At 74.4% G+C, this 13,092-nt stretch carries 7 protein-coding genes; 4 read left to right on the forward strand and 3 right to left on the reverse strand.

Annotation, left to right across the window (positions count from 1 at the left end; genetic code table 11):
* Nucleotides 1–98 precede the first annotated feature (98 nt).
* Nucleotides 99–2,039: an anthranilate synthase family protein gene (locus ACGFNF_RS24350; protein WP_357579414.1), complete on the reverse strand. Its 1,941-nt coding sequence runs from the start codon at nt 2,037–2,039 to the stop codon at nt 99–101.
* 254 nt (nt 2,040–2,293) lie between these two features.
* Between ACGFNF_RS24350 and ACGFNF_RS24355 the strand changes: the two genes are divergently transcribed.
* The 3 genes from ACGFNF_RS24355 (at nt 2,294) to ACGFNF_RS24365 (ending at nt 6,738) form a co-directional block, all read left to right on the forward strand.
* Nucleotides 2,294–3,673, forward strand: a complete 1,380-nt coding sequence (locus ACGFNF_RS24355) for an FGGY family carbohydrate kinase (RefSeq protein WP_357579415.1) — start codon at nt 2,294–2,296, stop codon at nt 3,671–3,673.
* 99 nt (nt 3,674–3,772) lie between these two features.
* A complete protein-coding gene (locus ACGFNF_RS24360; RefSeq protein ID WP_393170888.1) occupies nt 3,773–6,319 on the forward strand; it encodes a nitrate- and nitrite sensing domain-containing protein in 2,547 nt (848 codons plus the stop codon).
* A gap of 5 nt (nt 6,320–6,324) precedes the next feature.
* Nucleotides 6,325–6,738 (forward strand): roadblock/LC7 domain-containing protein, encoded by a 414-nt coding sequence (locus ACGFNF_RS24365; RefSeq protein ID WP_197697869.1) that lies wholly within the window; start codon nt 6,325–6,327, stop codon nt 6,736–6,738.
* 98 nt (nt 6,739–6,836) lie between these two features.
* Here the strand turns inward: ACGFNF_RS24365 and ACGFNF_RS24370 are convergent, their stop codons facing one another.
* Nucleotides 6,837–8,255 carry a GH1 family beta-glucosidase gene (locus tag ACGFNF_RS24370; protein WP_393170890.1) on the reverse strand — a complete coding sequence of 473 codons (1,419 nt, stop codon included), beginning with the start codon at nt 8,253–8,255 and terminating at the stop codon, nt 6,837–6,839.
* A gap of 959 nt (nt 8,256–9,214) precedes the next feature.
* On the opposite strand from ACGFNF_RS24370, the gene ACGFNF_RS24375 reads away from it, so the two are divergent.
* Complete coding sequence (locus ACGFNF_RS24375) at nt 9,215–12,106, forward strand: glycoside hydrolase family 48 protein (protein WP_357579434.1); 2,892 nt, start codon at nt 9,215–9,217, stop codon at nt 12,104–12,106.
* A gap of 286 nt (nt 12,107–12,392) precedes the next feature.
* Here the strand turns inward: ACGFNF_RS24375 and ACGFNF_RS24380 are convergent, their stop codons facing one another.
* Entirely contained in the window at nt 12,393–13,085 is a 693-nt protein-coding gene (locus ACGFNF_RS24380) for a DUF3159 domain-containing protein (RefSeq protein WP_357579418.1), read from the reverse strand.
* Between the last annotated feature and the right edge of the window lie 7 nt (nt 13,086–13,092).

A 13,092-nucleotide genomic window follows, 5' to 3' on the forward strand; every position in this document is an offset into this window, starting at 1 on the left:
CAGCGGGTCGGCTGTACCGGCGCGACCGGCGGCCCGGGCGGGGGCTCTCGACCCGTCCGGACCGCCGGTCGCAGCACCCCTACCCCCGATCGGGTCGGCTATGCACGTTCGGCCGCTCCCGACACCCTGCCGTGCGCCGCCGCCGGAGGTCCCGCCGGCGCCGGCAGCAGCCCGCCCAGCAGGTCGGCGAGGACGGCCACGCCGTCGGGGCTGAGCACCGACTCCGGATGGAACTGCACCCCCGCGAACCCGCGCCCGCGCAGCGCGTGCACCGCGCCGTCCGCCGCGTCCCGGGCCAGCTCCACCGGGCCGTACGCGGTGTCCAGCCGGTCGGCGTCGGCGCGCGCCGTGAAGGTGGCGTAGAAGCCGACCCGGCGGCGCGTGCCGAAGACGTCCACCTCCCGCTGGAGCCCCTGGTAGGGCGCGTCCCGGCGGTGCGGCGCCAGCCCGAGCAGGCCGGCGAGCAGTTGGTGGCCCAGGCAGACGGCCAGGGTCGGCCGGCCCTCGGCGAGCAGGCCGGCGAGCAGCCCGCGCATCGTGCGCATCTTCGGCTCGGTGGTGCTGCCCGGGTCGCCCGGACCGGGGCCGACCACCACCAGGTCGTGGCCGTCCACCGGACCGGCGGCGTGCCACGGCCGCAGCGTCACGGCCAGGCCGAGCGCACGCAGCTGGTGGGCCAGCATGCCCGTGAAGGTGTCCTCGCCGTCGACGATCAGCGCCCGCCGGCCGGCCAGCCCGGGCAGGCCACCGGCACCCGGCGACCGCTGGTCGAGCCAGAACCGGGCCAGCGGCGCGTTGCGCGCGGCCAGCGCGGCCCGCACCTGCGGGTCGTCGGCGAGGCGTACGGCGGGCTCCGGGCCACCGGCGGGCGCCTGCGGGCCGAGGCCGAGCGCGGCCAGCACGCCGGCCGCCTTGGCGTGCGTCTCGGCCACCTCGCCCTCGGCGGTCGAGTGCCGCACCAGGGTGGCCCCGACCGGCACCCGCAGCTCGCCGGCGGGGGAGATCTCGGCGGTACGGATCAGGATCGGCGCGTCCAGGCTCTGCCGGCCGGCGTCGTCGTGGCCGAGCAGCGCCAGCACCCCGGCGTAGTAGCGCCGCCCGGTGCCCTCGTGCCGGGCGATGACCCGGCAGGCGTTCTCCATCGGACTGCCGGTGACCGTGGGCGCGAACATCGTCTCCCGCAGCACCTCCCGCACGTCCTTCGTGCCCCGGCCGGCGAGCAGGTACTCCGTGTGGGCCAGGTGGGACATCTCCTTGAGGTGGGGCCCGACCACCTGGCCGCCGTGCTCGGCGACCGTGGCCATCATCTTGAGCTCCTCGTCGAGCACCATGTACAGCTCCTCGACCTCCTTGGGATCGGCGAGGAAGCGCAGTAGCGCGGCCCGGTCGGCGCCCGCGCCGGTGTGCCGGAAGGTGCCGCTGATCGGGTTCATCATGACCAGGCCGTCGTCGACGCTGACGTGCCGCTCCGGGCTGGCCCCGACCAGGATCCGGGTGCCGGTGTGCACCAGGAAGGTCCAGTACGCGCCCCGCTCGCCCCGCAGCAGCCGGCGCAACGCGGCGAGCGCGGCGAGCAGCGGCGGGCCCTGCACGGTGGCGCGCAGGCAGCGGTGGATGACGAAGTTGGCGCCCTCGCCGCGCCCGATCTCCTCGGCGAGCACCCGGCCGACGGTGGCGGCGTACTCGTCGTCGGTGATGTCGAAGGCGGCGTCGGCGGTGCGCACGGGCACGTCGGGCAGCGCGCCGAGCGCCTCGGCCAGGGCGACCCGTTCGTGCCGGTCGATCTCGAGGAACTCCAGCGGGACGCCGTCGTCGACGCAGGCGAAGCCCCGCTCGGTGATCTGCCGGTAGGGCACCAGCGCCAGCGTCCGGGGGCCGGGCGCCCCGCCGGGCAGGGGGAGGTCGGCGAGCCGGCCCGCCGTGCGTACCGTGCCGGTGAACAGCTCCAGGTGCGCGGCGCCCTCGCGGCGGACGAGCGCGAACGGGCCGGGGTCGCCGCCGCCGGCGACGGCGGCGAGCAACTCGGTCAGGTGGGTCATCGGGTCTCCTCGGGCCGGGCGGCGCCCGGCGGGGCGGCCGGGAGGGCCGGGGAGAGACCGGCGGCCGCCTCGTCGGGCGGCCGCGTGGGAAGCTACGCGCGGGGGATGGCCGCCGGGTCGGCGGGCCACCAGCAGGACAGGTGCGCGGGCATGCGATCACCCTACGGCCCCGCGCGGGCACCGGAAAGCCGATCGGGCGTACGGCCCAGGCGCTGGGACGCCGGGGCGCGCCGCACCGGGTAACTTGACCCGCGATGAACATTCTCGCGCTCGACCTGGGCACCTCCTCGGTACGCGGACTCGTGCTGGACACGGACGCCCGCCCGCTGCCCGGCGCGCTGGCCCGGCGCAAGGTGAGCCTCGCCGTGGACGACGACGGCACCGGCACGCTGGACGGCCCCGGCTATCTGGCCTGCCTGGTGGCGTGCCTGGACGAGCTGGCCGCCGGCGGCCACCTGCGCGACGTGTCGCTGGTGGCGACGTCCGGGCAGTGGCACTCGGTGGTCCCGCTCGGCGCCGACGGGGCGCCCCTCGGGCCGGTGCTGACCTGGCTGGACACCCGTCCCGAGGTGCCCGCCGGGGCGGCCGGCCCGGCCGACCCGGTCGACTTCCACCGGCGCACCGGCACGTGGTGGCACCGCTGCTACTGGTCGGTCCGGCTGCCCTGGCTGCGGGAACACACCGGCGTTCGGGTCGCCCGGTTCGCCGGCCTGGTCGAGTACGTGCTGGGCGAGCTGCTCGGCTCGGCGCCCATGTCGATCTCCCAGGCGTCCGGCACGGGCCTGCTGGACCTGCGGACGCTGGACTGGGACGCCGAGGCGTGCGCGCTGGCCGGCAGCCACGCCGACGAGCTGCCCGAGCTGGCTCCGGCCGGGTGGCGGGGCCGGCTGCGGCCGGCGTACGCGCGGCGCTGGCCGCAGCTCACCGACGCGCCCTGGGCCGGCCCGGTGGGCGACGGCGCGGCGTCGAACGTCGGCTCGGGCTGCGTCGAGCCGGGCCGGGTCGCGGTGACGGTCGGCACGTCGGCGGCGGTGCGGCTGGTGCAGCGCGTCCCGGCGGGGCAGGCCATGCCGCCGCTGCCCAAGGAGCTGTGGCGCTACCGGGTCGACCACGACCACGTGGTGACCGGTGCCGCGTACTCCTCCGGCGGCAACCTCTTCGCCTGGGCCGACCGGGAGCTGCGGCTGCCCGGGGGCAGCGAGCTGGAGGTCGCCCTGGCCCGGGTGCCGCACGACAGGACCCTGCCGGTGAACGTCCGCTTCGGCGGGGACCGGCCGCCCGGGATGTCCCCGGCCGGCTCGGGCGCGCTGGGGGGCCTGAGCTTCGGCACCACCGCCGTGGAGATCCTGGCGGGGCTGATGCGGGGCCTGTGCGACCTGGTCGCCGGCGACCTCGTCGTGCTCGAGTCCACGGTGGACGAGCCGGTCGAGGTGGTGCTCGGCGGGGGAGCGGTGGCGGCCTCCGGCTGGTGGCGTTCGTCGTTCGCGGCGGCGCTCGCGCCCCGGCCGGTGTGGTACGGACGCAACCCGGAGGTCGGGGCGAGCGGCGCGGCGCTGGTGGCCATGGGCCGCATCGGTGACGCCTCCCGGCTCGCCGCCATCGTCCGGACGGACGAGACCGCCTCACCCTCCTGAGCAGCACCTCAGCCCGCCCCGTTGACACGGCTAGCGGGCCTGGTTGGATGGACTCCGCTCCCCGGCTCGCGGCGGACGCGGGACAGGGAAGGGGTAGGTGTGGGGGCAGGGCCGGAACCGTCCGACGACGGGGTGTCGCAGCACCGCCGGCGCCGGTTCGACGTCCGGGTCGTGCCGCACCGTCGCCGCTCCCCGTTCCGGCTCCGGGACTGGCGGATGCGCACCAAGCTCGTCACCGTACTGGTCATCCCGTCGGTCGCGTTCCTGGTGCTGGCCGGCGTGCAGACCCACACCCTCGTCGGGCGGACGACCGCGTTGGGCGACTTCGCCCAGCAGGTCGGCATCGGCCGGGAGATCGTCGCGCTGGTGCACCAGCTCCAGCAGGAACGCGACCGGGCCGCCGGTGAGCTGGGCGAGTTGCGCCGGGGCGGCGCGGGCGCCGACCGGGACTCGGCAATCGTGGTGCTGAGGCCGTTGCAGGCCGCCACCGACCAGGCGCTGCGTGACCTGCGCCGGGCCGCCGGGCCGCTGGCCGACGCCGACGCCTCCTGGCGGGTCGCCTACTCGGAGGTGCTGGAGGCCTATGACCAGGTCGCCTACATCCGGGCCGCGATCCCCCCGGCGGTGCTGGGCAGCGACACCATCCTGAGCAACTACCACCGGGCCGTCGACGCGCTGCTGCGCCTGCTCGCCGAGCCCTCGCCGGGCGAGGACCGGCCCGCACTCAGCGACGCGGTGCTGCGCTACGTGCAGCTCGCCCGGGTCAAGGAGCTCTCCTCACGGGTCCGGGCCCAGCTCTACGAGGCCGCCCGCGCCGGCCGGTACGGCGTGGAGGACCAGGTGGTCCTGACCGACCTGCGCGCCCAGCAACTGACCGCCCTGGGCGCGTTCCGGGTCGCCGCCACCGCCGAGCAGGTCCGCCGCTACGACGAGACCTCGACGGATCCGGCGTTCCTGACGGCCACCCGGCTGGAGGAGCAGAGCCTGGTGACCGGGGCCGCCGCGCCGAGCGTGCTGCCGGCGCCACAGTGGTGGGCGGCCGGCGAGCAGCGTCAGGAGCTGCTCCGCCGCATCGAGGCGTCGGTGCTCGACGACGCCGTACGGCAGGCCGACGAGGTGAGCGCGACGCAGCTGCGGACCACGCTGCTGGTCGTCGGCAGCATCCTCGCGGTGCTGCTGGTCGCCCTGCTCATCTCCGTCCTCGTCGGCCGGTCCATGGCCCGGTCGATGCGGCTGCTGCGCGGCCAGGCGCTGCGGATCGCCCAGCTGGAGCTGCCGGACGCCCTGGACCGGCTGCGTACCGTGACCGGGGGTGTCCCGGAAATCGAGGTCCCGCCGGCGGTGGTCCGTTCGCTCGACGAGATCGGCGAGCTGGCGGAGGCGTTCGTCGCGGTGCACCGCAGCGCGGTCAACGTCGCCGTCGAGCAGGCGACCACCCGGCGCAACGTCAACGCGATGTTCGTCAACCTCGCCCGGCGCAGCCAGGTGCTCGTGGAGCGCCAGTTGGAGCTGCTCGACGACCTGGAGCGCGAGGAGAGCGATCCGGACCAGTTGGAGAACCTCTTCAAGCTCGACCACCTGGCCGCCCGCATGCGGCGCAACGACGACAGCCTGCTGGTGCTCGCCGGGACCGAGTCGACCCGCCGGTGGAACCGGCCGGCGGCGCTCGGCGCGATGCTGCTCGCCGCCAGCGCCGAGATCGAGCAGTACCAGCGGGTGCGGCACGGGACGGTCGCCGACCTGCACGTCGTCGGCCACGCCGTCGGCGAGCTGGTCCACATCCTCGCCGAGCTGCTGGAGAACGCCACCTCGTTCTCCCGTCCCGACACGGTCGTGGCGGTCACCGCCCGGGGCGAGGGTGCCGGCGCGGTCATCGAGATCACCGACCGGGGGCTCGGCATGAGCCCGGCCGCGCTGGCGGAGGCGAACGCCGTCCTGGCCACCCCGCCGGCCGCCGACGTGGCGACGGTCGAGCGGATGGGCCTGTTCGTGGTCAGCCACCTGGCCGCCCGGCTCCGCGTCGAGGTGCGCCTGGCCGGCGGCGAGGAGGGCCTCGTCGCCCGGGTACGGCTGCCCGGTGGCCTGCTGGCGCCGGCACCCGAGCGGGAGGCGCCCGTCACGGCCCGGATGCTGGCCGCCACGGCGTGGGACGGGCCGCCGCCCGATGGGCTGCCGGTGGCCGGGCGGCCGCCGGTGTGGGGCGGTGCGCGACCGGCGGGCGAGCTGCCGGCGGCCGGGCGGCGGTCCGAGGCCCCGCCCCGGCAGGCACGGTCGGTCCCGGTGCGGGCCGAGGACGTGCTCGCCCCGGCGGCCCGGTCGTCCGCGTCGACCGGCGGGGGCTGGTGGTCCCGGCAGGGCCCGTCGCCCGGCCCGGTGCCGGGGGCCTCGCCCACGCCGCCGGCCGTCCCGGTCACCGGCGGGACCAACGAACGCGGCCTGCCCGTCCGGGTGCCGATGGCGCAGCTCTCCGCCGTCACCCGGCCGGCCCGGCCGGAGCAGCCGGCGGTACGCCACGACCCGGACCCGGAAGCGGTCGGGGGGATGCTGTCCCGGTTCTACAGCGGGGTACGGCGGGCCGAGGCCGAGGACACCACTGAGATTTCCATGCCGCCGGGCGGCGTACGCACCGAAGGGGGACAGCGATGACGACGTTGAGCCGGGAGGCCCGCGACCTGAGCTGGCTGGTCAGCGGGTTCGCGGAGCGGGTGCCGGGGGTGGTGCACGCCATCGTGGTCTCCTCCGACGGCCTGCTGGTCGCGATCTCCGACCACCTGCCCCGGGACCACGCCGACAAGCTCGCGGCCGTGACCTCGGGGCTGATGAGCATCACCGCGGGCGCGGCGCAGATGTTCGACGGGGACATCGTCAAGCAGACGGTCGTCGAGATGGGGCGCGGCTACTTCCTGGTCATGCAGGTGCGGGACGGTTCCATCCTGGCCACGCTGGCCGGGGCGGAGGCCGACATCGGTGTGGTCGGCTACGAGATGGCGCGGCTGGCCAAGCAGGCGGGGGAGATGCTCACCCCGGCGCTGCGGGCGGAACTCCAGCAGGCCCTGCCCCGCTGACCGGGTCGACGCGCCCGCCCGGCGTCCACCCGGCGGGCGCGCCGACGGCGTCCACCCCGACGCCGCCGAGCGGCGCCGGGGTGGCGGATGACCGGCGGTCAGAGTCCGTTGGCGGCGATGACCTCGCGGTACCAGTGCGCGCTGCGCTTGAGCACGCGCCGCTGGGTCTGGTAGTCCACGTGGACCAGGCCCCAGCGCTCGTCGTAGCCCGCGTCCCACTCGAAGTTGTCGAGCAGGGACCACACGTGGTAGCTCTCCAGCGGCACGCCGGCGGCCATGGCCCGGTGCACCGCGGCGAGGTGGTCGCGCAGGAAGGTGACCCGGCCGGCGTCGTCGACCGTGCCGTCGGCGTCGAGGGTGTCCGGGGTGGGCAGGCCGTTCTCGGTGACGGTCAGCGGGATCGGGCCGTAGTCGCGGGTCACCCGGGTCAGGATGTCGTACATTCCGTCGGGGTGGATCTGCTGCCAGGAGGCCTGTGAGGTGGGCCAGCGCCCGACCGTCGCGCCGTCGCCGGTGACGTAGTAGGGCGTGTAGTACTGCACGGCGAGCAGGTCGACAGGCGCGGCGATGGTCGCCAGGTCGCCGTCGCGGATGCCCCGGACCAGCCGGCTGTGGGGGCCGAGGTCGTCCAGCACGTCCTGCGGGTAGCTGCCGGTGAGGATCGGGTCGAGGTAGAGGCGGTTCTCGTAGCCGTCGTAGAGCCGGGCGGCTCGGGCGGCCTCGGGCGAGTCGTCGGCCGGGTAGCAGGGGTGCAGGTTGAGCGCCGGGCCGATCCGGCCGGAGCCGGTCGCGCGGAACGCCGCCACGGCGAGCCCGTGGGCCAGGTGGAGGTGGTGGGCGACCAGGTACGCGGCGTCCGGGTCCTGCCGGCCCGGGGCGTGGTGACCTTCGAGGTAGCCGTTCTGCACCACCGTCTTCGGCTCGTTGACGGTCAGCCAGACCGGCACCCGGTCGCCGAGCGCGCGGAAGACGATCTCGGCGTAGTCGGCGAACCGGTGGGCGACGTCGCGCGACTCCCAGCCACCGGCGTCCTGGAGGGACTGCGGCAGGTCCCAGTGGAACAGCGTCGCCATCGGCGCGATGCCCCGCTCGTGCAGCCCGTCGACGAGACGGCGGTAGAAGTCGAGCCCGCGCTGGTTGGGCGCGCCGGTGCCGTCGGCCTGTACGCGCGGCCAGGAGATGGAGAACCGGTAGCTGTCCAGCCCGATGTCGCGCATCAGGTCCAGGTCCTCGGCGTACCGGTGGTAGTGGTCGGCGGCGACGTCGCCGGTGTCGCCGTTGCGGGTGCGGCCGGGCGTGTGGCTGAAGGTGTCCCAGATCGACTCGCCCCGGCCGTCCTCCTTGGCCGCGCCCTCGATCTGGTAGGCGGAGGTGGCCGCCCCCCAACCGAAGCCCGGCGGGAAGCGCAGGCCGGCCGACGGCGTCTCGTCGGTGTGCGGCGCGGGGCCGGTCGCGGCGGCGGGGGCGGTGGCGGAGGGCGCGGCGCCCTGGGGCGGGCGCGGGGTGGGCATCGACATCGGTTCTCCTCATGGTCTGCGTGGCCACCGCCGGGCCGGGAGCGCTCCCAGCATAGGGCAGGAGCCGCCGGCCGGTCGCGTCCGCCCGGCCGGGCGAAGGGCGATCGGGAACGGCGGAGGGGTGCGTGCGTGCTGCGCCCGTGGCGGCGGTGCGGGAGCGGGGGCGCGCGGTGGCGCCGGCGCTCGGGTGGCCGGCCGCGGGACGCGGGGCGCCGGGGCGCGGGGCGTCGACCGGGCGGTACGGGCGGACAGCGGACGAGGCCGGTCGGAACGGCGACACGGCCAGTCCCGTCGGCCTCTTTTCCCGCCGTGGCGGGAGGTTTAGTGTGTGGGGACGGGGGAGGGCAACCCCCGTCCCCACCATTGCTGCACACGCACGGGCGGAATTGGCGTCCTGTCGTGCGTGTCGCGCGGGAGCCGGGCCACGCGAGTGGCTAGAGGATCCACCTCCCTCCATGTCGGTGGGAACGGCTGACGGCGGTGTCCGGGCTGGCCCGTCGTCAGCCCTCGGGCTGAGTCCCCGGGGTCCGTCGTGGATGGACTCCGGGTGATCTTCTAATTGGATCTCCGTCGATGGAAGCGCTCCCATCGACCGATGCTGCGACTGTAACGCCCGTCACGGCTTTGTGAAAGCCCCAAAACGAGATCGAAACATGTTGCTGCCTCGGTGCGCCTCCGGCCATTGTGGGAGCGCTTCCATGCATGGCACACTGTCGCCACCGCGACGCGGAGCCAGATCGCGCAAGCGTGGGTCGCCGAGGGCAGCCGGTGTCTCCGGTACGGCATCCGACGCAGTCGGCGGAGCAGCAGCCCCGCAGGGGGCGCCGCCCGCTGTACCCCGGCCTCGGGCCGGGGCGACCACCATCCCGGGTGCCCCCGAATCCCGTTCACGGGAGGGCGCCCCGCCGGGGCCTTTCGTCCCCGGCCAGGTCCGAGGAGACACCGCACACATGAGAAATCTGGCAAGACGTCGCCGCCTGGCGATGGTCGCCGCCGCCGCGCTCGCCGTCGGCGGGGTGACCCTGCCGGCCGGCGCCGCACAGGCCGCCCCCGCCTGCGACGTGGTCTACGCGACCACCGACTGGAACAACGGCTTCACCGCCAACGTCACCATCAAGAACCTCGGCGATCCGATCAACGGCTGGACGCTGAAGTTCGCCTTCCCCGGCGACCAGCGGGTGACCCAGGGCTGGTCGGCCAAGTGGAGCCAGACCGGCAACCAGGTCACGGCCACCAACGAGTCCTACAACGGGGGCATCGCCACGGGCGCCTCCACCAGCATCGGCTTCAACGGCTCGCACGGCGGCACCAACCCGAAGCCGACGTCCTTCTCGGTCAACGGCGTCACCTGCGGCGGCACGCAGCAGCAGCCGCCGACGGTCGCGCTGAACGTGCCGGCCGGCCCGTTCGAGGCCCCCGCCGACGTGCCGCTGAGCGCCACCGCCAGCGACCCGGACGGGACGATCAGCAAGGTCGAGTTCTACCGCAACGGCCTGCTGGTCAACACCGACACCACCGCCCCGTACGGCTACACGCTGGAGGACCTGCCGGCCGGCGCGTACACGGTGCAGGCCAAGGCGTACGACAACGCGAACCTGACCGCCACCGCAGAGAAGGCATTCACCGTCACGCAGGCGTCCGGGCCGGTGCTGGTCGCCACCCCGTCGGCGGTGAGCGTGACCGAGGGCGGCAGCTCGACGGTCAACCTCAAGCTCAGCGCGGCGCCGACGGCCAACGTGCCGGTCTCGCTGGCCCGCACCGGTGACACCGACATCACCGTCTCGCCGGCCTCGGTGACGCTGACCCCGAGCAACTGGAACACCGGGGTGAACGTGGCCGTCGCGGCGGCCGAGGACGCCGACACGCTCGGCGGCACCGCCACCGTCACCGCCTCGGCCACCGGCTACGCGCCGTTGGCGATCACCGCCACCGAGATCGACAACGACACCGGCGGCGGGGACAACACCTACGTCAAGCGCTTCCTCGACCAGTACGGCAAGATCAAGAACTCGGGCTACTTCAGCCCCGAGGGCGTGCCGTACCACTCGATCGAGACGCTGATCGTCGAGGCGCCCGACCACGGGCACGAGACGACCTCCGAGGCGTTCAGCTTCTGGCTCTGGCTGGAGGCCCAGTACGGGCGGGTGACCCAGAACTGGGCCCCGTTCAACAACTCCTGGAACGTCATGGAGAAGTACATCATCCCGTCGCACGCCGACCAGCCCACCGCGGGCGCGGCCGGCACCGCGCAGTACGCCGCGGAGCACGACCTGCCCAGCCAGTACCCGTCGCAGCTGGAGCCGTCCGTGCCGGTCGGCCAGGACCCGCTGCGCGCGGAGCTGCAGAACACCTACGGCACCGGTGACATCTACGGCATGCACTGGCTGCTGGACGTGGACAACACCTACGGCTACGGCCGCTGCGGCGACGGCACCACCCGGCCGGCGTACATCAACACCTTCCAGCGGGGCACCCAGGAGTCGGTGTGGGAGACCGTGCCGCAGCCGTCCTGCGACACCTTCGCCCACGGTGGCCGCAACGGCTACCTCGACCTGTTCGTCAAGGAGGCGAACGCGCCGGCGAAGCAGTGGAAGTACACCAACGCCCCCGACGCCGACGCCCGCGCCGTGCAGGCCGCGTACTGGGCCCTGACCTGGGCCAAGGAGCAGGGCAAGGAGGCCGACGTGGCGGCCACCGTGGCCAAGGCCGCCAAGATGGGTGACTACCTGCGCTACGCCATGTTCGACAAGTACTTCAAGAAGATCGGCAACTGCGTCGGGGCCGCCACCTGCCCGGCCGGCACCGGCAAGGACTCGGCGCACTACCTGATGTCCTGGTACTACGCCTGGGGCGGCGCGTACGAGCCGAACCAGAACTGGTCGTGGCGGATCGGCTCCAGCCACAACCACTTCGGCTACCAGAACCCGTTCGCGGCCTGGGCGCTGACCAACGTCAACGAGCTCAAGCCGAAGTCGCCGACCGCGGTCACCGACTGGACCAAGAGCCTGGAGCGGCAGCTGGAGTTCTACACCTGGCTCCAGTCCGCCGAGGGCGGCATCGCCGGCGGCGCGACCAACAGTTGGGGCGGCCACTACGGCCAGCCGCCGGCCGGCACGTCGACGTTCTACGGCATGTACTACGACGTCGACCCGGTCTACAACGACCCGCCGTCGAACCAGTGGTTCGGCATGCAGGCCTGGTCCATGCAGCGCATCGCCGAGCTGTACCTGGAGACCGGCAACGCCAAGGCCAAGGCGCTGCTGGACAAGTGGGTGCCGTGGGCGATCGCCAACACCACGGTCGGCACCAACTGGTCGATCCCGTCGGACATGAAGTGGACCGGCCAGCCGACCACCTGGAACCCGGCCAACCCGCAGCCCAACACCAACCTGCACGTCGAGGTCACGGTCAAGGGCCAGGACGTCGGCATCGCCGCCGCCTACGCCCGCACGCTCATCGCGTACGCGGCGAAGTCGGGCAACGCGGCGGCGAAGAACACCGCCAAGGGGCTGCTGGACGCGCTGCACGCGGCCAGCGACGCCCAGGGTGTCTCCACCGTGGAGAAGCGCGGCGACTACCGCCGCTTCGACGACGTCTACGACGCCAGCACCGGGCAGGGCCTCTACGTGCCGCCGGGCTGGACGGGGACCATGGCCAACGGTGACCCCATCGCCGCGGGCAAGAGCTTCCTCGACATCCGTTCCTTCTACAAGAACGACCCGGCCTGGCCGAAGGTCCAGGCGTACCTGGACGGCGGCCCCGAGCCGGAGTTCAAGTACCACCGGTTCTGGGCCCAGGCGGACGTCGCCATGGCGTACGCCGACTACGGAAAGCTGTTCCCCAACGGCTGACCGACTCCTCCGGGTGGGTGGCGCGGCCCGCCCCCCCGGAGGCCGGCCGGGCGGGCCTGGGGGAACGGAGACGCCCGGTCGGTGGACGGCCTGACTCCCACGGTCAGGCCGGGGTGGGCCGGTCAACCGGCCGACGCAGCGGGGCAACCGGCCCACCCCACCACACCCGGATATGCACCGGGCGCGAAAACGCCCGAAAAATCGGCCACCACGGGATCACGCATGGGGCCGGGACGGAGTAACGTACGTCACCGGAGAGGCCGCTCCCCCCGTGGCGGCCTCTCCCTTAATTTCCCGCCGGCTCCACCGGCGCACGGGCCGGCACGACCGGGTGGCGCAGCCCCGGGTGACCGGCCGGCAACGACCGGCGCACCACCACCCAGCTCACCGCGAGCACCGCCGCCACCAGCGGCCAGGACAACACGACCCGGGCCACCGTCAGCGCGACCACCTGACCGCCGAGCCACAGCGGCAGGAACACCGCCACCCGCAGCACGTAGGACGCCGCCCACGCCCAGCTGCCCCGACCGTACGCGCGCAGCAGCGCCGGATCCCGCCGCCACCGGGTCCGCTGGCCGAGCGCGACGCCCACCACCGTCCCGAGCAGCGGCCAGCGCACCACGATGCTGACCACCCAGGCCAGCGCGCTCGCCGCGTTCGACAGCAGTTGGACGAGGAAGAAGTCCTCGGCGCGACCGGTGCGCAACGCGACGAGCGCGGCCACGCAGACGGCGAGCAGCCCGACCAGTACCGAACGCGGCCGGTCGCCCCGGTGCAGCCGCCAGCCGGCCAGCGCGGCGCCGGTGACCACGGCCGCGCCCACCCCGCCCCACAGCGAGTGCCCGCCGAGCAGCCAACCGAGAGCGAACGCCACCGGCGGCAGGCTGGCGTCGACCGCGCCCCGGCGCCCGCCGAGCAGGTCCGCGAGCGTCTCCGGCCGGTCCGTCGGGGCCGGCGCACCCTCCGGTGTACGCGTCACCGCACCC

This window comes from Micromonospora sp. NPDC048868 (genome assembly GCF_043198195.1).
GTDB classification, from domain to species: domain Bacteria; phylum Actinomycetota; class Actinomycetes; order Mycobacteriales; family Micromonosporaceae; genus Micromonospora; species Micromonospora reichwaldensis.

Coding starts and splice junctions, on each gene's coding strand:
- ACGFNF_RS24355 (WP_357579415.1), top strand. CDS start 2,294: ATGAACATTCTCGCGCTCGACCTGGGCACCTCCTCGGTACGCGGACTC.
- ACGFNF_RS24370 (WP_393170890.1), bottom strand. CDS start 8,255: ATGTCGATGCCCACCCCGCGCCCGCCCCAGGGCGCCGCGCCCTCCGCC.
- ACGFNF_RS24350 (WP_357579414.1), bottom strand. CDS start 2,039: ATGACCCACCTGACCGAGTTGCTCGCCGCCGTCGCCGGCGGCGGCGAC.